The organism is Agrobacterium sp. SUL3 (assembly GCF_001263295.1).
Taxonomy (GTDB): Bacteria; Pseudomonadota; Alphaproteobacteria; order Rhizobiales; family Rhizobiaceae; genus Agrobacterium; species Agrobacterium tomkonis.
Map to the genome: position 1 here is coordinate 73,565 of NZ_KQ414510.1, position 26,673 is coordinate 100,237.

At 59.5% G+C, this 26,673-nt stretch carries 25 protein-coding genes; 2 read left to right on the forward strand and 23 right to left on the reverse strand.

Annotated elements, in window-relative coordinates:
* Window positions 1-14: 14 nt before the first annotated feature.
* Genes arsC through def form a run of 4 tightly spaced genes read right to left on the reverse strand, consistent with a single transcriptional unit; the run spans window position 15 to window position 2,704 of the window.
* Window positions 15-422: an arsenate reductase (glutaredoxin) gene (arsC, locus tag AKG12_RS20835; protein WP_052820279.1), complete on the reverse strand. Its 408-nt coding sequence runs from the start codon at window positions 420-422 to the stop codon at window positions 15-17.
* On the reverse strand, window positions 400-1,206 hold the full coding sequence (gene truA / locus AKG12_RS20840; protein ID WP_052820280.1) for a tRNA pseudouridine(38-40) synthase TruA: 807 nt from the start codon (window positions 1,204-1,206) through the stop codon (window positions 400-402). The genes arsC and truA overlap by 23 nt, the downstream gene beginning before the upstream one ends.
* Window positions 1,206-2,141 carry a methionyl-tRNA formyltransferase gene (gene fmt / locus AKG12_RS20845; RefSeq protein ID WP_052820281.1) on the reverse strand — a complete coding sequence of 312 codons (936 nt, stop codon included), beginning with the start codon at window positions 2,139-2,141 and terminating at the stop codon, window positions 1,206-1,208. Before fmt ends, truA begins: the two co-directional genes overlap by 1 nt.
* Before the next feature lie 50 nt (window positions 2,142-2,191).
* A complete protein-coding gene (gene def, locus AKG12_RS20850; protein WP_052820282.1) occupies window positions 2,192-2,704 on the reverse strand; it encodes a peptide deformylase in 513 nt (170 codons plus the stop codon).
* Window positions 2,705-2,853: 149 nt separating this feature from the next.
* On the opposite strand from def, the gene AKG12_RS20855 reads away from it, so the two are divergent.
* Complete coding sequence (locus AKG12_RS20855; RefSeq protein WP_046799350.1) at window positions 2,854-4,047, forward strand: DNA recombination protein RmuC; 1,194 nt, start codon at window positions 2,854-2,856, stop codon at window positions 4,045-4,047.
* 53 nt (window positions 4,048-4,100) lie between these two features.
* Window positions 4,101-5,000, forward strand: a complete 900-nt coding sequence (locus tag AKG12_RS20860; RefSeq protein WP_046799454.1) for a ribokinase — start codon at window positions 4,101-4,103, stop codon at window positions 4,998-5,000.
* 12 nt (window positions 5,001-5,012) lie between these two features.
* Here the strand turns inward: AKG12_RS20860 and trmB are convergent, their stop codons facing one another.
* The 19 genes from trmB to mutS form a co-directional block, all read right to left on the reverse strand.
* Window positions 5,013-5,711 (reverse strand): tRNA (guanosine(46)-N7)-methyltransferase TrmB, encoded by a 699-nt coding sequence (gene trmB, locus AKG12_RS20865; RefSeq protein WP_046799349.1) that lies wholly within the window; start codon window positions 5,709-5,711, stop codon window positions 5,013-5,015.
* A 111-nt stretch (window positions 5,712-5,822) separates the two neighbouring features.
* On the reverse strand, window positions 5,823-7,085 hold the full coding sequence (metK, locus tag AKG12_RS20870) for a methionine adenosyltransferase (RefSeq protein WP_046799348.1): 1,263 nt from the start codon (window positions 7,083-7,085) through the stop codon (window positions 5,823-5,825).
* A 188-nt stretch (window positions 7,086-7,273) separates the two neighbouring features.
* Entirely contained in the window at window positions 7,274-7,693 is a 420-nt protein-coding gene (locus tag AKG12_RS20875) for a helix-turn-helix domain-containing protein (protein WP_052820310.1), read from the reverse strand.
* Window positions 7,694-7,826: 133 nt separating this feature from the next.
* Window positions 7,827-9,416 carry an apolipoprotein N-acyltransferase gene (gene lnt / locus AKG12_RS20880; protein ID WP_052820283.1) on the reverse strand — a complete coding sequence of 530 codons (1,590 nt, stop codon included), beginning with the start codon at window positions 9,414-9,416 and terminating at the stop codon, window positions 7,827-7,829.
* Between the two features lie 221 nt (window positions 9,417-9,637).
* Window positions 9,638-10,783, reverse strand: a complete 1,146-nt coding sequence (locus AKG12_RS20885) for a hemolysin family protein (RefSeq protein WP_052820284.1) — start codon at window positions 10,781-10,783, stop codon at window positions 9,638-9,640.
* A 15-nt stretch (window positions 10,784-10,798) separates the two neighbouring features.
* Complete coding sequence (gene ybeY / locus AKG12_RS20890; protein WP_046799345.1) at window positions 10,799-11,305, reverse strand: rRNA maturation RNase YbeY; 507 nt, start codon at window positions 11,303-11,305, stop codon at window positions 10,799-10,801.
* A 10-nt stretch (window positions 11,306-11,315) separates the two neighbouring features.
* Window positions 11,316-12,371: a PhoH family protein gene (locus AKG12_RS20895; protein WP_046799344.1), complete on the reverse strand. Its 1,056-nt coding sequence runs from the start codon at window positions 12,369-12,371 to the stop codon at window positions 11,316-11,318.
* A 40-nt stretch (window positions 12,372-12,411) separates the two neighbouring features.
* Window positions 12,412-13,815, reverse strand: coding sequence for a tRNA (N6-isopentenyl adenosine(37)-C2)-methylthiotransferase MiaB (gene miaB / locus AKG12_RS20900; protein WP_046799343.1), 1,404 nt, complete (start codon window positions 13,813-13,815; stop codon window positions 12,412-12,414).
* 66 nt (window positions 13,816-13,881) lie between these two features.
* Window positions 13,882-14,676, reverse strand: coding sequence for a lyso-ornithine lipid O-acyltransferase (olsA, locus tag AKG12_RS20905; protein ID WP_052820285.1), 795 nt, complete (start codon window positions 14,674-14,676; stop codon window positions 13,882-13,884).
* Between the two features lie 30 nt (window positions 14,677-14,706).
* Entirely contained in the window at window positions 14,707-15,135 is a 429-nt protein-coding gene (locus tag AKG12_RS20910) for a Fur family transcriptional regulator (protein ID WP_046799341.1), read from the reverse strand.
* A gap of 70 nt (window positions 15,136-15,205) precedes the next feature.
* Entirely contained in the window at window positions 15,206-15,700 is a 495-nt protein-coding gene (locus tag AKG12_RS20915) for a GNAT family N-acetyltransferase (protein WP_052820286.1), read from the reverse strand.
* Between the two features lie 68 nt (window positions 15,701-15,768).
* Window positions 15,769-16,437: a tRNA (adenosine(37)-N6)-threonylcarbamoyltransferase complex dimerization subunit type 1 TsaB gene (gene tsaB, locus AKG12_RS20920; protein ID WP_052820287.1), complete on the reverse strand. Its 669-nt coding sequence runs from the start codon at window positions 16,435-16,437 to the stop codon at window positions 15,769-15,771.
* A gap of 21 nt (window positions 16,438-16,458) precedes the next feature.
* Window positions 16,459-17,022: a NifU family protein gene (locus tag AKG12_RS20925; RefSeq protein WP_052820288.1), complete on the reverse strand. Its 564-nt coding sequence runs from the start codon at window positions 17,020-17,022 to the stop codon at window positions 16,459-16,461.
* Between the two features lie 142 nt (window positions 17,023-17,164).
* The gene (locus AKG12_RS20930; RefSeq protein WP_046799337.1) at window positions 17,165-17,656 is read right to left on the reverse strand and encodes a universal stress protein; all 492 of its coding nucleotides are present in this window, start codon (window positions 17,654-17,656) and stop codon (window positions 17,165-17,167) included.
* 114 nt (window positions 17,657-17,770) lie between these two features.
* Window positions 17,771-18,835 carry a tryptophan--tRNA ligase gene (trpS, locus tag AKG12_RS20935; RefSeq protein ID WP_046799336.1) on the reverse strand — a complete coding sequence of 355 codons (1,065 nt, stop codon included), beginning with the start codon at window positions 18,833-18,835 and terminating at the stop codon, window positions 17,771-17,773.
* A 103-nt stretch (window positions 18,836-18,938) separates the two neighbouring features.
* On the reverse strand, window positions 18,939-19,343 hold the full coding sequence (locus AKG12_RS20940) for a VOC family protein (protein ID WP_046799335.1): 405 nt from the start codon (window positions 19,341-19,343) through the stop codon (window positions 18,939-18,941).
* Window positions 19,343-20,932 carry a murein biosynthesis integral membrane protein MurJ gene (murJ, locus tag AKG12_RS20945; protein WP_052820289.1) on the reverse strand — a complete coding sequence of 530 codons (1,590 nt, stop codon included), beginning with the start codon at window positions 20,930-20,932 and terminating at the stop codon, window positions 19,343-19,345. Before murJ ends, AKG12_RS20940 begins: the two co-directional genes overlap by 1 nt.
* 7 nt (window positions 20,933-20,939) lie before the next feature.
* Window positions 20,940-23,768 carry a [protein-PII] uridylyltransferase gene (locus AKG12_RS20950; RefSeq protein WP_052820290.1) on the reverse strand — a complete coding sequence of 943 codons (2,829 nt, stop codon included), beginning with the start codon at window positions 23,766-23,768 and terminating at the stop codon, window positions 20,940-20,942.
* Window positions 23,769-23,914: 146 nt separating this feature from the next.
* Window positions 23,915-26,566 (reverse strand): DNA mismatch repair protein MutS, encoded by a 2,652-nt coding sequence (gene mutS / locus AKG12_RS20955; RefSeq protein WP_082178983.1) that lies wholly within the window; start codon window positions 26,564-26,566, stop codon window positions 23,915-23,917.
* Window positions 26,567-26,673 lie beyond the last annotated feature (107 nt).

Sequence of the window (26,673 nt, forward strand, 5' to 3'; positions counted from 1 at the left end):
CTTTGCAAAACGCTTCACGAGCCGGAGCGGACGACCTCTCCGTCTTCCTTCACGAATTCACCTATGTCCGGGTTGGGCAGAATTTCCAGCACGACCTCTGAAGGCCGGCAAAGCCGCACACCCCTGGGCGTCACCACGATCGGGCGGTTGAGCAGGATCGGGTGGGCTTCGATAGCATCCAGCAGCGCATCATCCGGAATGGTTTCATCCTGCAGCCCCAGCTCCGCATAGGGCGTTCCCTTTTCGCGCAGCAGGGCCCTGAGCGGAAGCCCGATGCGTGTGGCAAGATCACGTATCTCTTCTCGTGCAGGCGGCGTTTTCAGATATTCTATCACCACGGGCTCAACACCGGAGGCCCGGATCATCGCAAGCGTGTTGCGCGAAGTTCCACAGGCGGGATTATGATAGATCGTCACCGTCATTGCTCATCTCCATGCGCAGGCGCCTAGGCTCAATTACGTCGGGATAATCGACCTGCATGAAATAGAGACCGTCCGGCGGGGCAACGGGGCCGCAGGCTTTGCGATCCCGCGCCTCCAGTGCCGCACGCACATCCTCCGGCGTCATGGCGCCTTCACCGGCCATTTTCAGCGTACCTGCGAAAGAGCGTATCTGGTTATGCAGGAAACTCTGCGCCGTCGCGCGGATTTCGATGAGGTCGCCGTTGCGCGTCACATCCAGCCGGTCGAGTGTCCGGATCGGGCTGTTCGCCTGACAATGAACCGAGCGAAAGGTCGTGAAATCATGCCGACCGACGAGCATCTGCGCTGCCGCGTGCATAAGCTCATGATCCATGTCTTTCGACACCCACCATGCGCGCTTGTGCTCCAGCGCCAGCCGCGATTTCCGGCAAATGATGCGATAGAGATAATGGCGGCGGGTGGCGGAAAAACGGGCGTCGAAATCTTCCGTTACGGCTGCGACGTCAAGAACCGAGACGGCCTCCTTGGCCATTGCCAGATGGGCGTTCAACGCATTGCGAAGCTTGTAAGGCTGCCAATCGCGAGAAAGATCGGCATGGGCCACCTGCCCGACGGCATGCACGCCGGAGTCGGTACGGCCCGCACCGCGAATGGAAACGTTTTCCCCTGTCAGCGACCGGACCGCAGCTTCCAGCGCGCCTTGAACCGAGGGGCCGTTATCCTGTCTCTGCCAGCCGAAATAGGGTGAACCGTCATATTCGACGATCATGCGGAAGCGTGGCATCAGCCGAGCCTCGTTGTGACGGGAACGGGGGTGCCGCGAACGAAATCGGCGGCCGACATCGGTTTGCCGCCCGCCTTTTGCAGGCGGGTGAGCCGAACGGCATCGCTGCCGCAGGCGATGGTGAGGGCTTCGTCCAGCACGGTGCCCGCTTCTCCCATGCCGCTCGCCAGCTCAGAGGCCAGAACCTTCACACGCTCCGCCTTGCCGCCAATATCCATTTCCAGCCATGCACCGGGAAAAGGCGAAAGGCCGCGAATATGGTTATGGACATCCTGTGCAGGGCGAGAGAAATCGATGCGGGTCTCACCCTTATCGATCTTTGAAGCGTAAACAACACCCTCTTCGGCCTGTGTGACGAGGGACAGGTCGTCTGCTTCCAGTCTGTCCATCGCCTGCCGCATCAGCCGCGCGCCTGCGAGCATGAGACTGTCGTGCAATTCGCCGGCGGTCATATTCTCGCCGATCGCGACCTTTGCGGTCAGCGCGACGGGGCCGGTATCGAGCCCCTTTTCCATTTTCATGACCATCATGCCGGTCTCGGCATCGCCGGCCATAATCGCACGCTGGATGGGGGCCGCACCCCGCCAGCGCGGCAGCAAGGAGGCGTGGCCATTATAACAGCCAAGGCGCGTGCCAGTGAGGATCGCTTCAGGCAACAGCAGCCCGTAAGCCACGACGACCGCCACATCTGCGTTGAAGGCCTGAAACTGCTGGCGATCTTCCTCGGCCTTGAAGTTCACGGGCGTCAGCACGGGCAGGCCCAAAAGTTCGGCCGCCTGATGCACGGGAGACTTCTGCAGATCAAGGCCACGACGACCGCCGGGGCGCGGCGGCTGGGTATAAACGGCAACGACCTCGTGACCCGCTTCCACCAATGCACGCAAGGTGGGAACGGAAAAATCCGGCGTGCCCATGAAGATGATGCGAAGAGCCATCGTCGCCCCCTGCCCTTTCTGCTGGTCGGTCTCTAGCTAAAGAGGACGGATCAGACCTTTGCGCGGGCCGCCTTGGTGAATTTCTTGATGACCATGTCGCGCTTCAGTCGCGAAATATGGTCGATGAACAGAACACCGTTCAGGTGGTCGATCTCGTGTTGCAGGCACGTGGCCAGAAGCCCGTCCGCCTCCACGGTCTGCTGCTTGCCGTCACGGCCGACATATTGCACCGTCAAAGAGGCTGGACGCTCGACTTCGGCGTAATAGTCGGGAATGGAGAGGCAGCCTTCCTCATAGGTCGAAATATCGTCCGACACCCTGAGGATTTCCGGGTTGATGAAGACGACTGGGGTCTTTTCCTCGCCCTCACGCGCAAGATCCATCACCAGCATTCGCCGCGCTACGCCGACCTGGATGGCGGCAAGGCCAATGCCCGGCGCATCATACATGGTTTCCAGCATGTCGTCGGCAAGGCGCAGCACTTCGGCATCCACCTGTTCGATGGGTTTCGATTGCTGGCGCAGCACGGGATCGGGCAAAATGATAAGCGGTTTGATAGTCATGGCTTCCCATAACGTATCTCTTGCGCGGAGGAAATAAAAAACACGAGCGGTCAAACCGCACCGGGCTTCCGCTCTCCCGGACTCATTTCCGCCGCAGGAATGTTCTTGTTTTGATCTTACGAATCACAAGAAATCTGCTAGATTTAATCATGAGCATAGATTTATCCGTTCTCCTCGATCCAGCATTGCGGGCCGGTTCCGTCGATATCAGCTTCGGCGCGCTGCTCGCGGCTCTGGTTTTCGCTCTCGCGATCACATGGCTGGTCACGACGAACCGCGTGAAAAAAGCGGGAGCCGACGGTGAAATTTCCGACCTCCTGAAAACCCAGTCCGAACTGCACGGCCGTATTGCCGCCATGGCGGAGACGCTTGGCACACGCCAGACCGAGATGAGCCAGACGCTTAACCAGCGCCTCGACGGCATGTCGCAACGACTGGGCGAAACGCTCACGGAACAAACCCGGTCGACGCATGAGAATCTGAGCCGTCTTCAGGAGCGCTTGGCGGTCATCGATGCTGCACAGGGCAATATTCAGGATCTGGCCAAGGATGTGGTCGGGCTACAGGCGATCCTTTCCAACAAACAGACGCGTGGGGCCTTCGGACAGGCGCGCATGGAGGCGCTGATCGCCGATGCACTTCCCGCAGGTGCGTTCCAGCTTCAGCCCACACTTTCGAACGGTTACCGGCCGGACTGTACGATCAAGATGCCGAATAACGCGCCGCCGCTTGTCATCGACGCCAAGTTTCCGCTGGAAGCGTGGAACGCACTGAAAGCAGATGAATCGCCTGACGCCAAACGCGCCGCCACCCAGCAGTTCCGGCGCGATATGGAAGTACATATTCGCGATGTGGCCGAAAAGTACCTCATCCGCGGCGAGACGCAGGATACGGCCTTCATCTTTGTGCCGTCGGAATCGATCTTCGCCGATATTCACCAGCATTTCGAATATCTGGTGCAGCGCGCCCATCGGGCTCGCGTCGTCATCGTATCGCCGTCACTTCTAATGCTGTCGGTGCAGGTCATCCAGTCGGTGCTGAAAGATCAGCGCATGCGCGAGCAGGCGCATCTCATTCAAGGCGAAGTGGCGCTGCTTATGGACGATGTGCGGCGGCTGGACGACCGAACACGCAAGCTGCAAGCCCATTTTGGGCTGGCGCAGAAGGACGTCGATATGATGCTGATTTCCTCCGACAAGGTCTTGGCGCGCGGCCAAAAAATTGAGGGCCTCGATTTTTCGCCGACGGAAAAAGAAGCAGCGCATGGGGAAATCGAGCAAGCCCGTCGCTTTGCGGATAACAGAGCCGGTGCGGCCAAATTGCGGGTAGTTGACGACGAGTGATCGTCTCGGGCAAAGTCGCCGTCTTGCTTGAATTTCATACGGACATGCCGCCCATGATTACTGTTTTCGGCTCCATCAACATGGATCTCATCGCCACCGCCAAACGCCTTCCCAAACCCGGTGAAACCGTGACGGGAGAGAGCTTCTCCACCGCGGCGGGCGGAAAGGGAGCCAATCAGGCGCTTGCCGCAAAGCGGGCGGGCGCCACGGTCAAAATGGCGGGCGCTGCGGGCGACGATACGTTTGCCGCACCGGCGCTGACATTGTTGCGTGATGCCGGCACCGACCTCTCGCTCGTCAAGACCGCGCCGGGCCCGACCGGTACGGCGATGATCCTTATCGGTGAAGGCGGAGAGAACATGATCTCGGTCATTCCCGCCGCCAATGGCGAAGTGTCGGCATCCGACGCCGCCAAGGTCGTGACGGAGATGTCGGCGGGCGATATTCTGATGCTGCAGTTCGAAATACCCGCGCCCGCCATCGAAGCGGCGCTGACGGCCGCGAAGGCGAAACGCATTACCACCGTCATCAATACTGCCCCGCTGACCGCCGACGGGCCACGCCTTGCCGGCCTTGCCGATATCGTCATTGCCAATGAAACCGAGTTCGAGCTGCTGATCGGCAAAAACGGGCTTTCCGGTTCGGAACGGGAAAACGAACTCAAGGCCTTACATGAAAAAACCGGCCAGACATTGATCGTCACGCTCGGAGCGGACGGCGTGATCGCCATTCGCAACAGCAAGCTTTACCGGGCGGCCGGTCTGAAGATCGTGCCGGTCGATACGGTTGGCGCAGGCGACACCTTCTGCGGTTATCTCGCCGCCAGCCTCGATCAGGGGATGGATTTCGAAAAGGCGCTGAAGCGTGCAGCCGTCGCAGGTTCGCTCGCCTGCACTCGCGCCGGCGCCCAGCCCTCCATTCCGCTTGCGGCGGAAGTGGATGCGAATATCTGAGACTTCAGCCGCTCAGCGACGAATAAAAGTGAGATAGGCCGAGCTGCGGCCTTCTCTTTTCGCCTTGTTCTCATAACGCGTACCCGGCCAGTTGGCATAGGGCGTGCGCCAGTCGTCAGCGGTCGCCGCCGTCCATTCGAAACCACCGTGGCGGGCGCAATGCTGCAGCGTCCAGTTGACGTAGGTATCGATATCCGACGCGAAGCAGAACTTGCCGCCGGGTTTCAGCACCCGGTGGAAACGGGCCAGATTGACGTCGGAGACGAAACGGCGCTTCCAGTGCTTTTTCTTCGGCCAGGGATCGGGGTAAAGAAGGTCAATGTGATCGATCGAAGCCTCCGGCAGCCAGTCCAGCAATTGCGTCGCATCATCATCGTAAAGACGGATATTCATCAGCTCGCGTTCACGCACTGTTGCGAGCAGCTTGGCCATTGAATTGACGAAGGGCTCGACGCCGATAAAGCCTGTCTCGGGGTTTTCAACCGCGCGATGGGCAAGGTGCTCGCCGCCGCCGAAACCGATCTCCAGACGGACCGATCTTACATCCGCGGGAAAGAGAGCCACCAGATTTTGCGGTGGCGCGCTCTCCAGATCGATTTTCAGCAAAGGCAGCAGATTTTCGATCGTGTCGATTTGCTGGTTGCGCAAAGGCTTGCCCTTGCGTCTGCCAAAAAACGCTTCCGTTGCGCGCGAACGCCGTTCTTCCGTCATGTCATACTCTCAAGAACAAATAGATTTAACCCGCACAGCGCCAGATGAATGGCACTATGCGGGTTACAAAGATGCAGACGGTATCTCTCAATCGCCGTCGAATGACAAGGCTTATGCGCTCAAGGCTTCCTTGAGCGGCTTCACCAGATCAAGCTTCTCCCAGGAGAAGGAGCCGTCACGGCCGGCCTTGCGACCAAAGTGGCCATAGGACGAGGTCTTGGCGTAGATCGGCTTGTTAAGATCGAGGTGACGACGGATACCCGACGGCGACAGGTCCATGACCTTGCGGATCGCGCCTTCGATCTGGTCTTCGCTGACCTTGCCCGTGCCGTGCAAATCAACATAGACCGACAGAGGCTGGGCAACGCCGATCGCGTAGGAGATCTGAATCGTGCAGCGCTCGGCAAAACCAGCGGCAACAACATTCTTTGCGAGATAGCGGGCGGCATAGGCAGCCGAACGGTCGACCTTGGTTGTGTCCTTGCCGGAGAATGCGCCACCGCCATGGGGGGCGGCACCGCCATAGGTGTCGACGATGATCTTGCGGCCGGTCAGGCCGGCATCGCCATCGGGCCCACCGATGACGAACTTGCCCGTCGGGTTGATATACCACTGGCAATCATCAGCGATCTTCAGGTCGCCCAGAGCTTCGCGGATATAGGGCTCGACAACGGCGCGAACCTTCTTCGAATCCCAGCTTGCATCGAGATGCTGCGTGGACAGAACGATGGAAACGGCCTCGGCGGCCTTGCCATCGATATAACGAACGGTCACCTGGCTCTTGGCGTCGGGTCCGAGTTTTGCCGCTTCGCCTTCGCCGCTTTTACGGGCGGTAGCGAGCAGTTGCAGAATACGGTGCGAATAATAGATCGGGGCCGGCATCAGATCTGGCGTTTCCTTGCAGGCATAACCGAACATAATGCCCTGGTCGCCGGCACCCTCGTCGCCCTGCTTGTCGGAAGCATTGTCGACGCCCTGCGCAATGTCCGCCGACTGCGGATGCAGGAGAACGTCGATCTTGGCCGTCTTCCAGTGGAAACCATCCTGCTCGTAGCCGATGTCGCGGATTGCCTTGCGGGCCGCGGACTTGAACTTGGAAGGATTGATGACCGGATGGCCAGAGGCGTCCTTGACGACCTTGCCGTCCTTGTCCTTCTTCAGCAGGGTATCGGGAACCCGAACCTCACCGGCGATAACGACACGATTGGTCGTCGCAAGCGTCTCGCATGCGATGCGCACGGTCCATGGGTCAACACCCGTCTTGGACGCTTCACGATAAATGAGATCTACGATTTCATCGGAAATACGGTCACAAACCTTGTCCGGATGACCTTCGGCCACGGACTCGCTGGTGAACAGGTAATTGGCACGCATGCGGGATTCCCCTCAAAGAACGGTCTTCGAGTTTGTTAGTCATTTCGGCCATGAAAGACAAGGACACAACCACATAAATATATCTTTATGTGAGAATTCCTTTCTAATCTGGCACAAAAAAACGGTCCTTGCGGACCGTTGAGTGTCCGGCGCCCTTGCCGGAAATTATGGGCATCATCTGTGGAGGCTTACTCCGCGTCTCCTTCGGCAGCGAGCGCCTTGACGAGATCAACGAGACGACGGCGGACCTTGGGATCGGCGATCTTCACAAAAGCGCGGTTCAGCTGCAGACCTTCAGCCGAGGACAGGAAGTCAACCACGTAGTTGGAGCTGGAGGCTTCCGCCATGCCGCTCGCGCCGCCAACCTGATCGCCGGGAGCATCTTCGAAAAAGAAGGACACCGGAACGTTGAGGATCGCGGAAATATTCTGAAGGCGGCTCGCACCGACGCGGTTCGTGCCCTTTTCATATTTCTGGATTTGCTGAAAGGTAATTCCAAGGCTTTCGCCCAGCTTTTCCTGGCTCATGCCCAGCATGGTTCTGCGAAGACGAATTCGGCTTCCGACATGAATGTCGATGGGATTAGGCTTTTTCTTATTCTCGGTCATCATGCGGTCCTGACACTCGGAAAGGGTTGATATCTCGCTTCATTACTATTCGAAGAAATGAGCCGGCATTTCGACAGCGTCTAAACTTGTTTTACGACTGACGTATTCACTATGCAATTGTGGGAGTTCCCGGTCAATTCTGACGCCGAGCAAAACTCCAGGCAGGAAATACCGCAACGATCAGCATGATTGAAAAAATCAACCAGAAATACGTCCGATGTGTGTCGTAAGTAAATGCGTCGTTGGACCCACCACTCAAAGTGGCGTCAACAATGCCAACCCGACCGTAATCCAACCCGGCGATAATGCGTCCATAGGGGTCTATGACAGCGGAAATTCCGGTATTGGCGCCGCGAATCACCGGCACGCCGGTTTCAACAGCCCGGACTCTGGCCTGAAGAAAATGCTGGTAAGGGCCAGGCGTGTCGCCAAACCAGCCGTCATTTGTCACGTTCAGAATTGCCGCCGAACCCGCCAGACCTGGCGTCATCTCACCGGGGAAAATGATCTCGTAACAGATCAGGGGATAGAAGGTCTTGCCGGAAGGAAGCGTCAATGGCGTGCGCGACGAGGCGGCCGAGAAACCACCCGGCAGGCTGATGACATTATCGATGCCGAACTCCCGCAAAACGCCTTCGAAGGGAACATACTCCCCAAACGGTGTCAGGTGAACCTTGTCGCTTGCCGCGATGATTTCGCCCTGGCTGTCGATCGCGTAGACCGAATTGTAATAACGCGGCGGCCGACCGGCACCCTGGTCTTCCATTCTGACAGCGCCGGTGAACAGGATTTGCCCGTCCTCCAGCGTTTTTGCGATTTCCACCAGAGCGTCGGGGTTCTGCGTCAGGATGAAAGGTACGGAGGTTTCCGGCCATACGACGATATCCGGGCGCTTTTTCCCTTCGCCGGGAGGCAGCGCCGTCAGCCGCAGATGTTCGCCAAAGATCTCTGCCCGGTCGGCGTTCAGCATTTTACGGGACTGATCGATGGAGGGCTGTACGATCCTGACGGTCAGCGCGTCCGCCGGTGTCTCAACCGGTGCCTGAAGGCGGTAGAAGCCGTAACCAAAATGGCCGGCCAGCAGCAGACCCGCCAGAGCGAGGCCCGGCCACATGCTTTTTTTTGTGCCGATCAAAGCGGGAGCGGCGAAGATAAAAACCGCAAGCGTGGTAACGCTGAAAAGTCCAAGCAGGTGCGCGGACTGCATCATGACCGGAATGGGCATGATGCCGTAGCCGATGGCGTTCCAGGGAAATCCAGTCGCAAGAAAACTGCGCAGCCATTCAAACAGGCCGAATGCGGCGGCAAGGGCGGCGATACGGCCGAGACCATCCGACCAGACGATGTTGGCCGCAGCGACTGCAAAACCATAAAACAGCGCAAGAAGAGCCGGAAGGCCGATGATGGCGAGCGGCAGCGCCCAGGCGAATTCGTCTGCCTCCAGCAACAGGGCATTGCCCAACCACCAAAGACCCGCCACGAAATAGCCGAAGCCGAAACACCAACCGATGCCAAAAGCCGGCAGGATGCGGCTGAATATGCCGCCGCCCGGCTTACCGGTGCAGCCGTCCACCAGCCAGACAAGCAGGGTGAAGGAGAAAAACAGCGCCGCGAAAAAACCGAATGGAGGCAAAGCCAGCGCACCAACCGCGCCTGCGGCAATCGCCATCACTGCGCGGCTTTTGCCACCGGCCAGCATTACCCTGCCTGCAAGACGCTCCATGCCATCTCCGTTTATGCGCGTCCGGAAAAGACCGCTCCCGGCAAGGCCGCGCCGCGGAATTTTCCCTCAAACCCGGAGTAACGGAAAAAAGATTCGCAGTCCACAGGAGTGGAGAAAGCCCTGATGATCCGCCGCACATTTCATCGGCCCACAGGAACATTCAAAGCGGGCGAATCCATATTGAACCAGCGAACCGACGGGTATTACCCCGTCGGTCCTGTTCAGTCGGCATTCTGCTGGTGAGTGATAAGGCGCACATCCGGCGCGGGCAGCGCAATTACCTCGTTCGTGCGGGCATCGCCTGGCGCGCGATCATCCTGCCCTTCCGAGCCGTGACCACGGACAATGCGGACGCCCTTGATGCGCCGTGTATCCGCATCGAGAATCTGGAACTCGAAACCGGGAACGGCCCTGACCACCTCGCCCTTGGCCGGAATACGGCCGAGCGCGAAGAAGATGAGGCCGCCGAGCGTATCGATTTCCTCCAGATGTTCGCGAACATCGAATTCCGGCCCGATCGCCTCGGCAAGTTCCGTAAGTTCGGCACGGGCATCGGCCACGAGCACATCCGGGGACAGGCGCGAAAACATCGCCTCGTCCTTGTCGTGCTCGTCATCGATGTCGCCCACGACCATCTCGACGATATCCTCGTGGCTGACGAGACCGTCCGTGCCGCCATATTCATCGATCACCAGCGCGAGCTGGGTTCTCTGGGCCTGCATCGTCTTCAAGAGATCGGAGGCCAGCATGGAGGGCGGCGCGAACAGAATTTTGCGCACCAGCCCGGCATCGGCAACCGTCTGTTCGAGATCGACCCGTGCCAGGTCGAAGTTCGGTCGCGGCGAACGCGGCGCCTTTACTTCACCATAAGCGACGCTGCGTGATCCCGCCCGGCGCTTGTTGCGCGCCTGCTTGGCGACATAGGCCAGCAGGTCACGAATGTGGATCATGCCCTTCGGATCATCCAGCGTCTCATCATAGACCGGCATACGGGAGCGTCCGGTTTCCTCAAAGAGGATCAGGGCCTCGCCAATGGTCATGTTCTGGTCGAGACCGTCAATATCGACCCGCGGGATCATGATATCTTCGACCCTGATCTCGCGGAAACGGAGGATATTGTTCAGCATCGCCCGTTCTTCGGGCGAAAAGGCGGTGCCAATTTCGGTGTCGTCCATCAGCGCGTCGGTCAAATCCTCGCGCAGGCGCTCGCCCTGAGACGGTCTTAGCAACCGTGCGATGCGCGACCAGATCGTCGATCTTGGCTTTGCATTGTAGTCTTGACGTAAATGACTACTGCCTTCCTCCGAAGAGGACTGCTCGCCGTTTTCTCTGCCCTCATTGGCAGGTCGTGCAGAATGTTCGTTCATGGCTCCAGACAATATTCAAAGCGGTTCCTGACCCGCGTATGGATCAGATAGGCCAAGCACCGCCAAAATGCGAGTCTCAAGCGACTCCATTTCTTCCGCTTCCTCCTCGTCCATGTGGTCATAACCAAACAAATGCAGGAACCCATGAACGAGCAGATGGGTCAGATGATCCTCGAAACTCTTGTCAAGTTCAAGGGCCTCACGCTCAACCGTCTCGCGCGCGATGACAATATCGCCCAGCATCGGGCCGGGCATACCACCCGGTTCCAGCGGAAAAGCGGGGAAAGACAAGACATTGGTCGCCTTGTCCTTGTCGCGCCACTCTGCATTGATTTCCCGAATATTTTCGTCATCGGTAAAGACCAGCGACAGTTCCACCGGCATTTTCGGGAAGGGCTGCTCCTCTTCCCGCTTCAGGAAATCAACCGCTGCATCCAACACTTTGGTGGCAAAGACAGCCAAGTCCTCTTCCGAGGACCAGCCTTCGGCCTCGACGCTGATTTGAATATCCAGAGCTGTCATTGTCTTTACGTCAGTTGCCCTTCACGAGGCTTTCATCCGGCACTGCCGTGTGGGATTCATAGGCCCTGACGATGCGCGCCACCATCGGATGACGCACGACGTCGACATCCTTGAAGCGCACGACCGACACGCCTTCGACATCGCCCAGGATTTGCAGGGCCTCGACAAGGCCGGATTTCACCCCGCGCGGCAAATCCACCTGGCTCGGGTCGCCGGTCACGATCATGCGGCCGTTTTCGCCGAGACGGGTGAGGAACATCTTCATCTGCATGGTCGTGGTGTTCTGGGCTTCGTCCAGAATAACGGCGGCGTTGGCAAGGGTGCGGCCGCGCATGAAGGCGAGCGGCGCAATTTCGATGACACCCGCCTGAATGGCGCGCTCCACCTTGTCACCCGGCATCATGTCATAAAGCGCATCATAAAGCGGACGAAGATAGGGATCGACCTTTTCCTTCATGTCTCCCGGCAGGAAGCCCAGGCGCTCACCCGCTTCGACGGCAGGACGCGACAGGATGATACGGTCAACCGCGCCTCGCTCCAGAAGCTGTGCGGCGTGCGCCACGGCCAGATAGGTCTTGCCGGTGCCGGCGGGGCCGACGCCGAAAACCAGTTCGGATTGCTCCAGCGCCCGCATATAGACATCCTGCGTCGGCGTGCGGGCAGCGATGGTCTTCTTGCGGGTGGAAATCTGCGCCATGGAAATCTTCGCCTTGCGCTCCATCGTCGGCAAGGTCAGTTGATCATCCGCGGCCATCGCCATGCGGATCGCGCCTTCCACATCGGAAACCTCGGCGGTTCCGCCCTTGAGCAGCCGTTCGTAAAGGAAATCCAGCGCCCGGCGAGCCTGATTGGTGGCGACGACATCACCGGTGATGGCGACGGAATTGCCGCGCGGGCGCGCATCGATGTTGAGGCGCTGTTCCAGCAATTTCAGGTTCTGATCGAACTGACCGAATAGCTCTCCAGCTATCCTGTTATTCTCGAACGTGAGGACGAAGTGATTGGCGTCGGTCGCGGCTTGGCGTGGCTGGCGCGATGAAGGTGATACCAATTCATGTGCGTTCAAGCGGTCAGGCTCCTGTCCCAATCAGTGTCGGCTCCTCACTCTAACTCTCTGCCACCTCGGCAAACAAGCTGTTTGGACCCGTTGCGGTGATTCGTACATTAACAATGTCACCGATTTTCAAAGTCTTTGCATCAAGATTCACCGATTGCAGCCAGGGAGAGCGACCTATCAACTGTTCAGGCATGCGGCCGGGCTTTTCCAGCAACACATCCATGGTCTTTCCGACCAGCGATTCCGCAAATTCCTTCTGTTGCCGCAGCAACAGGGCCTGCAATCGTTCCAGCCGCTCGGCCTTCACCTCTTCCGCAACCTGATCCGTGAGATCGGCGCCCGGCGTACCGGGACGGGTGGAATATTTGAAGGAGAAGGCCTGCGCGTATTTCACCTGCTCGACCATCGCCATCGTGTCTTCGAAGTCGCGATCCGTCTCACCGGGGAAGCCGACAATAAAGTCCCCCGACATGGCGATATCAGGGCGGGCGGCGCGGATTTTTTCGATAAGCTGGATATATTCCTCGCCCGTATGGCGACGGTTCATGGCTTTCAGAATGTTATCCGATCCTGACTGCACCGGCAGATGCAGGTAGGGCATCAGGATACGCAGATCGCGATGGGCGCCGATCAGCCGATCATCCATGTCGCGCGGATGACTGGTGGTGTAGCGAAGCCGTGCAAGGCCCGGAATTTCCGCCAGCCGGTAAAGCAGCTCGGCAAGGCCCCATTTCTCGCCCTTGGCACCCTCGCCCTGCCAGGCGTTGACGTTCTGGCCAAGCAGCGTGATCTCGCGCACGCCGGCATCCACCAGTTTCATCGCCTCATCGACGATCTGACGCACGGGACGGGAGACTTCCGAGCCACGGGTATAGGGCACGACGCAGAAGGTACAGAACTTGTCGCAGCCTTCCTGCACGGTCAGAAAGGCGGTGACGCCGCGGGTGCGCAACGTCGCCTTTTCAGCTACCGGCAAATGTTCGAACTTGTCCTCGACCGCATATTCGGTCTCGATGACGCGTTCACCGCCGCGTACCCGCTTCAGAGCGTCCGGCAGGCGGTGGTAGGTCTGCGGGCCAATGACGACATCAACGGCAGGTGCACGACGAAGGATTTCCTCGCCTTCCGCCTGCGCCACACAGCCGGCAACGCCGATCATGAATTCGCGGCCCTGCTCTTGCCGCGATTTTTTCATGTCGCGCAGACGGCCGAGCGCCGAATAGACCTTTTCAGCTGCCTTTTCGCGGATATGACAGGTGTTCAAGAGAACCAGATCCGCCTCACCCATATCCTCGGTCTGAACGTAACCATCCTTCGCCAGCGCATCGCTCATGCGGACGGAATCGTAGACGTTCATCTGACAGCCATAGGTCTTGATAAAGACCTTGCGGCTGTTAGAGCCTTCGCGGGCGATCATGTGTTGGGCGTCAAGGCCAAGCGTTTCCTGGGTCATGGCCGCTATTTAGTGTTTTTCCTAGCCAGATTAAACAAAAAAATCCCGGAAAGAGCGACGACACCGCTATTTCCGCCAGCCGCCGCGCAGACTGAAGGCCAGCATGGAACGGATGGAAGCAGCGATATCGATCGAAAGTCGTTTGCGGTTATCCGTGCTGTGAAATGGAACGCTCTCGCCGAAGGTCACGTCCACATCAATGGCGCCGGCCTTGATGATGCCAAGCAGATGCGGCACCAGCGTTATGCTGCCCGGCCAGGCGGCAATGACGCGGTGATAACGGCCCATGGCCATGCCATGCACCCGCGTATAGGCAATCGCAACCGGCTGCACATAAACCAGCTTGCCCGGCACCTGTTCAGCGGCGGTGGAGGCGGCACCGAACAACGAGGATTTCACCGCCAGCATTCGGTTCCCATCCGAAGTGGTGCCTTCGGGGAACAACACGACAATCTCGCCATCAGCCATGCGGGCAGCGATTTCGCTGACCTGCGCGCCGGTGCTGCGCTTCTGCTCACGCTGAACGAAGATGCTTTTCTGCAGCCGGGCGAGCCAGCCGAAAACCGGCCAGTCCCGCACTTCCGTCTTGGCGATGAACACCACGTCGGCAATGCTGCCGAGAACGAGGATGTCCTTCCACGAGGCGTGGTTGACCGCCAGCATCAGCGGCTTTGCCCGCTCCACCTCTCCGTGAACATGCACACGAATGCCGAGAACATGGCAGGCGATGCGATGCCAGAGGCGCGGAATACGGCGGCGCAACCGCCAGTCGAAGGCAAGGCCCAGCAGTTGCAGCGGCAGCAGGATGAGCGTGACGATCAGGAGAACGATCGCGATATAGGCTGTGCGCAGCCACATCATGAGTGAAACGCCCGCTTGTTCACCGGCGTCTCAGCGTTCGTCGGGCTTCAGCGGCACGCCGTAAAGCTCCAGCCGGTGATCCACCAGCTTGAAGCCATGCTCGCGGGCGATCTTTTCCTGAAGCGCTTCGATTTCCGGCGAATGAAACTCGATGACCACGCTGTTCTTCAGATCGATCAGATGATCGTGGTGCTCTTCAGGCACGGTCTCATAACGCGAACGGCCATCGCGAAAATCGTGACGCTCGATGATACCGGCATCTTCGAACAGCTTCACCGTTCTGTAGACGGTGGAAATCGAGATGCGCGGATCCACGGCGGAGGAACGGCGGTACAGTTCCTCGACATCCGGATGGTCGGCCGATTCCTGCAGGACACGGGCAATGACGCGGCGCTGGTCCGTCATCCGCATGCCGCGCTCGGCACAAAGCTCCTCCAGCGTTTTCGAAAGGTCTATCACGTCTTCTGGCCTTTTGAGTATTCCGGTTGAATTTTGCGGCTTTCGCCGAAAAAATGCCTGTCGCAGGGAACTAGCGAAGATCGCGGCGCATGACAAGCGCCGTCGACTTGGTTCCATCCCTGGAGGTGTAATAGGCCTTGCGCTCCGCAACCGTCTTGAAGCCGAGCTTTTTATAAAGCCCGAGAGCGGAGGTGTTGCTGTCGTCCACCTCGAGAAACATGGTTTCAGCGCCGCGCATCATCGCTTCGCGCACCGCCGACTGCATCAGGCGCCAGCCAAGACCGGTGTGTCCGAACTTGTCAGCCACGGCAACCGTCAGGATTTCCGCCTCGCCTGCAACTTCCCTTGCGAGCACGAACCCCCCGAGCGGCCTGCTGAAGAACGCGTTGGTCTGACGCGCGACGGCACCGAAAACCGAACCTTGCGTCAACAGCCCGGAAAACTCCCCGTCATTCCAGGCGCGCGGAAAACGCAGCGCATGCAGTTCCGCCACCGCGGCGCAATCCTCATGCTGCATCGGCACGATCTCGAAATAGGGTTTCCAGCTCAGATATTCGTCAAACATAATAGGAATCTGGCATCACAAGAATCGGGCATTACAGGAATCATTCACGGGCATGGATGAATGCCCTATCAGGCAACGTCCTGGCGTGCCAGCGCAAAACCGGTTTGCGGACGGGCATCCGGACCGCGCAGATAAAGCGGCGCAGGTTTCGGTTGACCCGCCTGCTTGCGCGCCGCCGAGCGCGCAACCGATGCAATCGGGAAATGGTCCGGCCCCGAGCCGATTTCCTCTCCTGCAAACAGCGGCGCGGCCGAACCAATCACGGCGCCGTCGAAACCGGAAAGAACGCCCCTGGCGTCATCCAGAGACAAAAGCGTCGCCTCAGCGAGCGGCGATCCATCCGCCGCGAAAGTCTGGAGATAGGCTTCGCCGCGCTTGGCATCCAGCCCGACGGCCACGGGCCGGCCGGGATTTGTCAGAAGATGATGCAGCGCGAGCGTTTCAAGCGTGGTGATGCCAACGGCCTTGACGCCTAGCGACAGGGCAAAGCCGCGCGCGGCGGCAACACCGACACGAATGCCAGTGAAGGACCCCGGACCGATGGTCACGGCGATGCGCTCAACCTTCTGGAGCGGAAGCTGTGCCTGCTGCAGGGCACCATCGATCACGGCCATCAGCCTTTCGGCATGACCCTTTCCGATCATTTCGCACACCTCGCCGAGCACCCTGTCGGAGGCGCTGTCATAAACGCAGGCGGAACAATCCACACCTGAGGTGTCGAGTGCGAGAACAATCATGTCGGGACCTGGCTTACGATGTCATACCGCTTCGACTTCGCGCACTTCCGGCACGAAATGGCGAAGCAGGTTCTGAACGCCGTGCTTCAGCGTGGCGGTGGAGGACGGGCAGCCGGAGCAGGCGCCCTTCATGTTCAGGAACACCGTGCCGTCGCGGAAACCGCGGAACGTGATGTCGCCGCCATCCTGCGCAACGGCGGGCCGCACGCGGGTTTCCAGCAGTTCCTTGATGGTGGCGACGATTGTCTCGTCACCCTCTTCGAAAAATTCGTCCTCTTCGTCCGATACTTCCGCCGCAATCGCCGTACCCATGATCGGGCGGCCGGACATGAAGTGTTCCATGATCGAACCGAGAATGGCGGGCTTGAGGTGCTGCCATTCCGCATCGTCTTTGGTGACGGTTATGAAATCGAAGCCGAAATACACGCCGGTGACGCCGGGAATCGTAAAGAGACGCTCTGCCAGCGGAGAAGCCTGCGCCTGCGAAGGATTGAGAAACTCAGCTGTCCCGCTTTCCAGCACCACCTTGCCGGGCAGAAACTTCAGCGTGGCGGGGTTAGGCGTGGCTTCCGTCTGAATGAACATCATCGTCTCCTTCGAGGTCGCGGTTCACGCCCCGTAATTTAGAATTCTTCCAAAATACGCCCGGCGAAGCTTCACTTCAAGCCCTGACATGATAATTACATTCAAGAAATCGTCAGCCCCTAAATCTTGTCCGAAACCCGGATCAGCAGAGCGCGTCGATTTCCTCGTCCGTCAGCGTATCCGGCAGGACAGTGACGGGAATGGGGAAGGCTGCCCCTCGCCCGGCGATGGAAGAAACGAGCGGCCCCGGCCCTTCCTTTGTCGATCCCGCCGCCAGCACAAGAATGGCGATATCGCGGTCTTCCTCGATCAGCCCGTGGATCTGCTCGGTGGCGCTGCCTTCGCGGATCACCGCTTCAGGCTCGATGCCGATTGTCTCACGCACCTTCTGGGCGATCTTGGCGAGGGTGGCTTCCGCCTCCTCGCGCGCCTCGGCCCGCATGATCTGCTCGACGCCCAGCCATTGCTGGAAATCGCCTTCCGGGATCATGTACAGCAGCACCAGCCCGCCATTGGAATTCTTGGCGCGACGACCGGCATAATGCACGGCCCTTTCGCATTCCGGTGTGTCATCGATAACAGCGAGAAATTTGCGACGATGCCCTTCCAGACGCGACAGCCGTGTTGAAACCATTCCGCACTCCCTCAATCCGCCGTGATCCGAGAAACCGCCCGACGGTTCGGGCGGAGATTATATCAAATCACGGCAGGCGCAAACCGCCCGCCGCATCAGCGCGGCAGCGACTTCTCAGCGCAGGAAGCCGATGATGTCACGCACCTCGTTCATCGTCTTTTCGGCAATGGCGCGCGCTCGTTCACCGCCCTCTTTGAGGATGGCGTCGATATGGGTCGGGTCATCGAGAAGGCGGCGCATTTCGTTATTGACCGGAGCGAGCACATTGACGGCAAGTTCGACGAGCGCCGGCTTGAAGGCCGAGAATTGCTGTCCGCCGAATTCCGCAAGAACGTCCGCCTTCGTCTTGTCGGAGAGAGCGGCATAGATACCGACGAGGTTTTCCGCCTCGGGGCGGCCCTTCAGACCTTCCACTTCGCTCGGCAGCGCGTCAGGATCGGTCTTCGCCTTCTTGATCTTCTTCGAAATCGCGTCGACGTCGTCCATCAGGTTGATGCGCGACAGGTCGGACGGGTCGGACTTCGACATCTTTTTGGTGCCGTCCTTCAGGGACATGACGCGCGGCGCCGGGCCGCCGATCAGCGGCTCCACCATCGGGAAATAGGCATGCACCGGCTCGTCGCCCACCTTGATATCGAGGCCAAGACCGGCGTTGCGGATATGGTCACCGAAATCGATGTTGAATTTCTGGGCGATATCGCGGGCCAGTTCCAGATGCTGCTTCTGGTCATCACCAACAGGTACGTGGGTGGCGCGGTAAACGAGAATGTCGGCAGCCATCAGGCTCGGATAAGCAAGCAGACCGAGCGAGACCTGTTCGGCATTCTTGCCGGACTTGTCCTTGAACTGCGTCATGCGCTCCATCCAGCCGATGCGCGCCACGCAGTTGAACACCCATGCCAGTTCCGCATGCTGCGGCACGGCCGACTGGTTGAAGACGATGTGCTTTACGGGGTCGATGCCCGAGGCGATGAAGGCGGCCGCAATCGAGCGGGTCTGCGCCTTCAGGTCGGAATGAACGAGCTGGGCGGTGATGGCATGCATGTCGACGACGCAATAGATGCAGTCGTTATCTTCCTGCAAAGCCACGAACTTGCGGATAGCGCCGAGATAATTGCCGAGATGCAGATTGCCGGTCGGCTGGACGCCCGAGAAAACCAGCGGCTTGAATACGTTCATTGTCGTCCTCGAAAAGGCTTGTGGAGGGCCCCGCCCCATGGTTGGAATTGCACGCGCGCTTATGCACCCGCAGCCCCCCGCAATCAAGCGGTTTCAGGGCATGTCAGCCACGCGGCTGAAGAAGATCCCAGCGATTTCCATAAGGATCGGCAAAGACCACGACGGAGCCGTAAACCTCGTGGCGCGGTTCCTCCAGAAAGCGCACGCCGCGGGCGAGCATGGTCTCATAGTCTCTTTGAAAATCGTCCGTATGCAGGAAAAACCCGACACGCCCACCGGTCTGGTTGCCGATGGCAAACCGCTGCGGTTCGCCATCAGCCTGGGCAAGCAGAACAGCGCAGCCATCAGCGCCTTGCGGCTTCACAACCAACCATCTTTTGCCATCGCCGAGAGGCTGATCGGAAAGGCATTCGAACCCGAGAACCTCGCAATAAAACGCCTTCGCCCGGTCGTAATCATCCACGACAAGCGTGACGAGCGCCACACGGCGGTTCTCAGCAAAGGACATCAGCCTGCCTCCGTCTCGACGTTCTTCTTGCCGCGCTTGCGGATGGCTCGCTTGACCATGCCGATATCGGCCCCACCCGAAACGAAGGCCAGCACGAAATAAACCAGCATGGCCGCGAAAACGAGAGCCATGATGGTGCCGGCCCGGACGAAAATCGACGAGGCCGAAGATAGCTCGAAGCTCAGCCAGGTCAGCGCATAGTGGACGAAGCCCGCCATGAGGGCGGCAGCCAGGAGCAGTCGCGGAATGCGGGTGAGCAGCGGAATATCCACCTGCCAGTGGCCGCGCCACAAAAGCATGGCGAAAAGCAACGCGGCATTCACCCACCCGGCGGTGATCTCGGCAATGGCGATGCCCGGACCACCGAGACGCGGAAACAGGGTCAGCGCCAGGGAGACGTTCACCACCACGGAAATTGCTGCGAAAATCATCGGTGTGCGGGTGTCTTCGCGGGCGAAGAAGCCAGGAATGAAAGCCTTTATCAGCACGAAAGCCGGCAGGCCAAGACCATAGATGCCGAGGATCTGCGCAACCGTGATGGTGGCCGACGGCGAAAAATTGCCGCGCTCATAGAGAAAACGGACAATCGGTTCCGCCATGACGAGAAGGGCAGCGGCAGCGGGCAAGGTCAGGAACAGCACGAATTCGACCGAGCGGTTCTGCAGGCTTCCGGCCTCGACCATATGGCCACCGCGCAGGGCGCGCGCCAGTTCCGGCAGAAGCACGGTGGCGACGGCGATACCGACCACGCCGAGCGGTAGCTGGTAAATCCGGTCCGCATAGGCAAGCGAGGAGATCACCCCTTCGCCGGCGGAGGCGATATTGGTGTTGATGAGCAGGTTGATCTGGGTGATGCCGCCGGTGATTGCCGCCGGCAGGGCAAGGACCAGAAGGCGCTGCACATTCTTGGTCAGCCGCGGCCTGCGGAAGCCGATGCGCATGCCGGCATTGCGCACGGCGATCCAGACGATGGCAAGCTGCACCAGACCCGCCACCATCACCCCCCAGGAGAGCGCATAACCGACCTGCAGGGGATCGTAATTCTTCCACCATGCCCAGGCGAGCACGCCGATGAGGATGATATTGAGGAAAACCGGCGCGATCGCGGCTGCGAAATAACGGTGCAGCGAGTTCAACATGCCACCCATCATCGCCGCCAGCGACATGCAGGCCAGATAAGGGAACATGATGGTGGCAAGATGCACGGTGTTATCGAACTTCACCGGGTCTTCGAGGAAGCCCGGCGCAATCACGGTGCGCACGATGAACGGCATCGACAATTCCATCAGAATTGTCAGGGCCAGAAGCACGGTGAACAGGACGCCGAAGACTTCCTCGGAAAAGCGCCTTGCGCCCTCCATGCCGTTCGCCTCAATTTCCTTGGCGAAGAGAGGCACGAAAGCCGAGTTGAACGCGCCTTCGGCAAAAAGTCGCCGGAAGGTGTTCGGAAAACGGAAAGCGGCGTTGAAGGCATCGGCCACTGGGCCGGTGCCGACGGCGGCAGCCATCAGGGTTTCCCGGAGGAAGCCGAAAATGCGGCTGCCCAGCGTGGCGGTGCCGACAGTGGCGAACTTGCCGATCAGACTCATGGGCGCTTCAAGCCTTTGCCGTGCGCGCGGCCGGCAGTGCCGCCACGTCGGGATGGGCGATGATGCCGTTCGGCATGCGGTCGCGCAATTCGTCTTCCTGCTCGCTCATCACCGCCTTCAGGCGCGTGGCGATGCTGGCCTGCCGATTATCATTCGTCACCTTTTGCCCGAAGAGATCAGTCACATAGAAGGTGTCGATGACCTTTTCGCCGAAGGTGGTGATGCGGGCGGAGTGAATATCGAGCGACAGATCGGCGATGACAGCCGTCATATCCGCCAGCAGGCCCGGCCGGTCGAGGCACTCGACCTCGATGACGGTGAACTTGTTCGACAGCCCGTTGGAAATGATGACCGAGGGCGGAATGATGAAGGCGCTTTTCTTCTTGCGGCTTTTTGTGCGGGTGGCGATCATTTCCGGCAGGCGCTGTTTGCCGGATAGAACCTCCTCGATGAGCTTGCCGACATTGTTGCCGCGCCGCGTCTCATCCTCGTCGATCGGGAATTCGCGATTGATAAGGATCGTATCGAGCGCCCGTCCATCCGATGTGGTGAAGATTTGCGCATCGGCAATGTTGGCGCCGGCCGCAGCGCAGGCCCCTGTTATGATCGACAGCAGGCGCGGATGGTCGGGCGCCAGCACGGTAATTTCCGTAATCGCGTGGAAGGAATGCGTGCGCACCATGGTCGACAGCGCCTTTTCCTGCTTGTCGGCCTCACGGATGAAGCGGGTGTGGCGCACCTGGTCTTCCAGCGCCACCGTCAGCAGATAGGGCTCGTAATGCAGCTTGGTATATTTGCGCCGCGCCTTCTGGCCCCAGTCATCGAGGGCGTCATATAGCGCCTGGCGGGCGATCTGCGCGCGTTCCTTGCGAGAGACTTCCGAAAAACCGCCGGAGAGAAGCAATTCGGTCTCATAATACAGCGAGCGAAGCAATTGCCCCTTCCAGCCGTTCCAGACGCCCGGGCCGACCGCGCGGATATCGCAGACCGTCAGGATGAGCAGCATCTTCAGCCGCTCCATCGATTGCACCTTGTCGGCAAAATCGGTGATGGTCTTGCGGTCGTGCAGGTCGCGTGTCTGGGCGACCATGGACATCAGGAGATGCTGCTCGATGAGCCAGACGACGGTTTCGGTCTGCTTGCCGGTGAGGCGGAAACGCTGGCAGAGCTTGCGGGCGACGCGAGCGCCGGCAATCGAGTGGTCCTCCTGCCGGCCCTTTGCCACATCGTGCAGCAGCACGGCGACATAAAGCGCCTCGCGTTCCTCAACGCCCGGCATCAGCTGGTTGGCAAGCGGATGGGCATCCACAGCCGTCCCCTTATCCACCTCCGACAATACGCCCACCGAGCGGATCAGGTGCTCGTCCACGGTATAGTGATGATACATGTTGAACTGCATCATCGCGACGATCTTGCCGAATTCCGGAATGAATTTGCCGAGAACGCCTGCCTCATTCATGCGCCGGAGCGTCAATGCAGGATCGCGCCGCGAGGTGAGGATCGAAAGAAACAGCCGGTTCGCCTCCTCGTTTTCCCGCAGTTCTTCATTGATGAGCGACAGCGAACGCGTGACGACACGCAAAGCATCCGGATGCAGTTCGAGGTTGTTGATATCGGCAATATGGAAAAGCCGGATGAGGTTGACCGGGTCGTTCTTGAAGACGTCAGGCTTGGCCAGCGCGATGCGCCCCCGGTCCTCGACAAATTCCACCGACCCCGGAATCTTGCGGACGCGGTGGGCGAAGCGGCTGAGAACGCCCGAAAGACCCGGCACATCCTTCGCCTGCCGGTCCTCCAGTGCAGCGCAGACGATGCGGGTCAGATCACCCACATCCTTTGCCACGAGGAAATAGTGCTTCATGAAGCGTTCGACGGCGGAAAGGCCGGGGCGCGGCTGGTAGTTCAGGGCGTCAGCAATTTCGCGCTGAATATCGAAGGAAAGGCGCTCTTCCGCTTTATTGGTGATGAAATGCATCTGGCAGCGGACGGCCCAGAGAAAATCATCGGCCTTTTCGAACAGCTTGAGTTCGGACTTTGACAGGACGCCGAGTTTGACGAGATCGGCGGTATCGCGGACGTGGTAATAATATTTGGCGATCCAGAACAGCGTATGCAGGTCGCGCAACCCGCCCTTGCCTTCCTTGACGTTCGGTTCCACCAGATAGCGCGTATCGCCCGCCTTGCGGTGACGCTGGTCACGCTCGGCAAGCTTGGCGGCGATGAATTCCGGGCCGGTGCCGGTGACGACTTCCGCCTCGAAGCGCTTTTCCAGATCGTCCGTCAGGGATTTCTTACCGCAGATCGCCCGCACTTCCAGAATGGCGGTTCGGATGGTCATATCGGATTTGGACAGGCGGATGCACTCATCCACTGTGCGGGTGGCATGGCCGACCTTGAAGCCGAGATCCCAAAGGAGATAGAGCACGAACTCGACAGCCTTGTGCATGTCGGGCGTGTTCTTGGCCGGCAGCAGAAACAGGAGGTCGATATCCGATCCCGGCGCCAGCGTGCCGCGGCCGTAACCGCCGACTGCCGCCACCGCGATCTGCGGGGCATCCTTTGGATAGGCATATTGGCAGGCAAGATCATAAAGCGTCTCGATCAGACGGTCCTGAAGCCAGGAAATGCGGCGGGCGCAATCAATGCCGCTGCCATCGGCTTTCAGCAGTTCGCGGACCTTTTCCCGGCCTTCGGTGCTGGCCTTGCGAAACAGCGGCAGCAGATCGGACCTGACATCGGCGATGCGCTTGCCATCTTCCTTGAAGATGATGTCACAGTCGCGCTTCAGCGCCGAGACATCGAGAATTTCGGAAAAATCCAGGTCCTTGATGGCCATCTATGCCGGTATCCATGTCCTGTGGGAAATCCCACCGCTTGCGATGGGAGTGTCCTATAGCGAGTTTTAAAGGCGATGGACAGGCAGTCTCCGCATCGAACCGAAAAGTGTCAGCGGTTTTCGGAAAATTCGATGCGCAAGAAAGTTCAAGCCTTGCCAAGTTCTTTCTTTAACGCATAGAGCGCGTCCAATGCCTCACGTGGCGTCATTTCGTCGGGATTGATCCCCTTCAATGATTCTTCAACTTTCGATGGTCCGGCCTTGCGAGTTTCCTCGCGGCGAACCGCGATCTGGAACAGCGGCAGATCATCGATCAGTTGGCTGGCCGGGTTCTTGCGGTCGGCATCTTCCAGTTTCGTCAGCACTTCGCGCGCACGCTCCACCACCGATGCCGGGAGGCCCGCAAGCCGCGCCACCTGAATACCGTAGGAGCGATCCGCTGCACCTGGTCCGACTTCGTGCAGGAAGATAACGTCGCCCTCCCACTCCTTCACCCGCATCGTGGCATTGGAGAGGCGGCCGAGTTTTTCCGACAGCACCGTCAGCTCGTGAAAATGGGTGGCGAAGAGGCCACGGCAGCGATTGACCTCGTGCAGATGCTCCACCGCCGCCCAGGCGATCGAAAGACCGTCAAAGGTTGCAGTACCCCGGCCGATCTCGTCCAGAATGACCAACGAACGATCCGTCGCCTGATTGAGGATGGCAGCGGTTTCCACCATTTCCACCATGAAGGTCGAGCGGCCGCGCGCCAGATCGTCGGAAGCGCCGACGCGGGAAAACAGCCGGTCGACGATGCCGATATGAGCAGCTTCCGCCGGAACGAAGGAGCCGATCTGCGCCAGAATGGCGATCAAAGCATTCTGGCGCAGGAAAGTCGATTTACCGCCCATGTTGGGGCCGGTGAGCAGCCAGATCGCACCGTTCTTGCCGCCATTGACGGCCGAAAGGTCACAATTATTGGCGATGAAGGGTCCAGCAGACTGCCGCCGCAACGCCTGCTCCACCACCGGATGCCGTCCGCCCTTGATCGCAAAGGTCATGGAAGCATCGACGATCGGGCGGCAATAGGCTTGTTCTGTAGCCAGATACGCAAGGCTTGAGGCAACGTCGATGACAGCTAGTGCGAAAGCACCGGCCTTGATCGCTTCCGCCTGCTGCACCACGGCCTCGACCATGCGGGCGAAAGCTTCCAGCTCCATTGTCAGAGCCTGCGCTGCGGCATTGGCGATGCGGCTTTCCAGATCGGCAAGCTCTGTGGTGGTGAAACGCATGGCGCCGGCCATGGTCTGGCGATGGATGAAGCGCGCCTTGGCCTCATCCGTCGCCATCATCACATCAGCATTGCCCGCCGTTACCTCGATGAAATAACCGAGAACGTTATTGTGCTTTATCTTGAGTGACTTGATGCCGGTCTCATCGGCATATTTCAGCTGCAGACCGGCGATCACCCGGCGCGACTGGTCGCGCAGCGCCCGCACCTCATCGAGTTCGGGATTGGCGCCGTCACGCAGGAAACCACCGTCGCGTTTCAGAAGCGGCAGATCATCGGCGAGCATCGAGCCGAGCATGGCTTCCAGCCCGCCCGGCAAGGCTTTCAGATCCTTGAGAGCCGTCGCCAGTTCATCCGGCAGCAACCCGCCATCGAGAACAGTCGCGATTTTTTCAGCCGAAGCCAGCCCCTGCCTGATAGCGCCGAGATCGCGCGGGCCGCCGCGCTCCAGCGCAAGGCGGGATAGTGCGCGCGGCATGTCCGCGACATGTTTCAGGGCATCGCGCAGGTCATCGCAGAGAGAGACGTCATCGATGAGATAGGCCACCGCATCAAGGCGGGCATTGATCTTGTCCGGGTCAGTGAGCGGCGACATCAGCCGCTCGGCCAGCATCCGTGCGCCGCTGCCCGTGACCGTGCGGTTCAAGGCATGCAGCAGCGATCCGTCCCTTTCGCCCGATAGCGTCTTCACCAGTTCCAGATTGGCGCGGGTGGCGGGATCGATGAAAAGGGTGGAGGCAGCACTTTCACGTTCCGGCGCGCCGAGCGGCGGGCGCTCGGCGATCTGGGTCTTTTCGACATAGGCGACGGCAGCAGCGGCAGCGGCCATTTCCACCCGCGAAAAGGTGCCGAAACCATCGAGCGTCGATACGTTGAAATAACGGGCGATGCGCCCTTCCGCCGTGGCGCTGTCGAAGAGGATTGCGGGCTGCGGCACAGCCACGCGGCCAAGCACATCGAAGACCGGCCGCAGTTCCTCGTCATGGAACAGGCTGTCGGCAACGATCAGCTCGCGCGGGTCGATACGCCAGATATCGGCGAGAAGCCGCGTCAGCGTGGTTTCCGCCAGACGGAAGACGCCGGTGGAAATATCGATCCAGGCCAGCGCAAACTGCGCCTCGGCACTGCCGCGAATACGGGCAAGCGCCATCAGATAGTTGGATTCCGTCGGCGACAGCAGCTTTTCTTCGGTCAGCGTGCCGGGCGTGACGAGCCGCACCACATCACGCCGAACCACCGATTTCGATCCGCGCTTTTTCGCTTCCGCCGGATCTTCCACCTGCTCGCAGACGGCGACACGATAACCGCGCAGGATGAGTTTCTGGAGATAATCATCCGCCGCATGCACGGGAACGCCGCACATGGGAATATCGTATCCCATATGCTGGCCGCGTTTCGTCAGCGTGATGCCCAGAGAACGGGAGGCTTCGACCGCATCGTCAAAGAACAATTCGTAAAAATCGCCCATGCGGTAAAACAGCAGCGAACCCGGATTGTTCGCCTTGATCTCGATATATTGTTCCATCATCGGAGTGGCCGAAGCGCGGCTCTCCTCCGTGATCAAGGAAGCGGTTGTCAGAACGTCCGTCAATGGCCTGCCGATGTCATATCGTGTTGCGGAAAACGAGCGCCGAC

Excerpts from the sequence above, each read along its gene's own strand:
- arsC (WP_052820279.1), bottom strand. The coding sequence starts at position 422 with ATGACGGTGACGATCTATCATAATCCCGCCTGTGGAACTTCGCGCAAC.
- truA (WP_052820280.1), bottom strand. The coding sequence starts at position 1,206 with ATGCCACGCTTCCGCATGATCGTCGAATATGACGGTTCACCCTATTTC.
- fmt (WP_052820281.1), bottom strand. The coding sequence starts at position 2,141 with ATGGCTCTTCGCATCATCTTCATGGGCACGCCGGATTTTTCCGTTCCC.
- def (WP_052820282.1), bottom strand. The coding sequence starts at position 2,704 with ATGACTATCAAACCGCTTATCATTTTGCCCGATCCCGTGCTGCGCCAG.
- AKG12_RS20855 (WP_046799350.1), top strand. The coding sequence starts at position 2,854 with ATGAGCATAGATTTATCCGTTCTCCTCGATCCAGCATTGCGGGCCGGT.
- AKG12_RS20860 (WP_046799454.1), top strand. The coding sequence starts at position 4,101 with ATGATTACTGTTTTCGGCTCCATCAACATGGATCTCATCGCCACCGCC.
- trmB (WP_046799349.1), bottom strand. The coding sequence starts at position 5,711 with ATGACGGAAGAACGGCGTTCGCGCGCAACGGAAGCGTTTTTTGGCAGA.
- metK (WP_046799348.1), bottom strand. The coding sequence starts at position 7,085 with ATGCGTGCCAATTACCTGTTCACCAGCGAGTCCGTGGCCGAAGGTCAT.
- AKG12_RS20875 (WP_052820310.1), bottom strand. The coding sequence starts at position 7,693 with ATGACCGAGAATAAGAAAAAGCCTAATCCCATCGACATTCATGTCGGA.
- lnt (WP_052820283.1), bottom strand. The coding sequence starts at position 9,416 with ATGGAGCGTCTTGCAGGCAGGGTAATGCTGGCCGGTGGCAAAAGCCGC.
- AKG12_RS20885 (WP_052820284.1), bottom strand. The coding sequence starts at position 10,783 with ATGAACGAACATTCTGCACGACCTGCCAATGAGGGCAGAGAAAACGGC.
- ybeY (WP_046799345.1), bottom strand. The coding sequence starts at position 11,305 with ATGACAGCTCTGGATATTCAAATCAGCGTCGAGGCCGAAGGCTGGTCC.
- miaB (WP_046799343.1), bottom strand. The coding sequence starts at position 13,815 with ATGACCCAGGAAACGCTTGGCCTTGACGCCCAACACATGATCGCCCGC.
- olsA (WP_052820285.1), bottom strand. The coding sequence starts at position 14,676 with ATGATGTGGCTGCGCACAGCCTATATCGCGATCGTTCTCCTGATCGTC.
- AKG12_RS20915 (WP_052820286.1), bottom strand. The coding sequence starts at position 15,700 with ATGTTTGACGAATATCTGAGCTGGAAACCCTATTTCGAGATCGTGCCG.
- tsaB (WP_052820287.1), bottom strand. The coding sequence starts at position 16,437 with ATGATTGTTCTCGCACTCGACACCTCAGGTGTGGATTGTTCCGCCTGC.
- AKG12_RS20925 (WP_052820288.1), bottom strand. The coding sequence starts at position 17,022 with ATGTTCATTCAGACGGAAGCCACGCCTAACCCCGCCACGCTGAAGTTT.
- AKG12_RS20930 (WP_046799337.1), bottom strand. The coding sequence starts at position 17,656 with ATGGTTTCAACACGGCTGTCGCGTCTGGAAGGGCATCGTCGCAAATTT.
- trpS (WP_046799336.1), bottom strand. The coding sequence starts at position 18,835 with ATGAACGTATTCAAGCCGCTGGTTTTCTCGGGCGTCCAGCCGACCGGC.
- AKG12_RS20940 (WP_046799335.1), bottom strand. The coding sequence starts at position 19,343 with ATGTCCTTTGCTGAGAACCGCCGTGTGGCGCTCGTCACGCTTGTCGTG.
- murJ (WP_052820289.1), bottom strand. The coding sequence starts at position 20,932 with ATGAGTCTGATCGGCAAGTTCGCCACTGTCGGCACCGCCACGCTGGGC.
- AKG12_RS20950 (WP_052820290.1), bottom strand. The coding sequence starts at position 23,768 with ATGGCCATCAAGGACCTGGATTTTTCCGAAATTCTCGATGTCTCGGCG.
- mutS (WP_082178983.1), bottom strand. The coding sequence starts at position 26,566 with ATGATGGAACAATATATCGAGATCAAGGCGAACAATCCGGGTTCGCTG.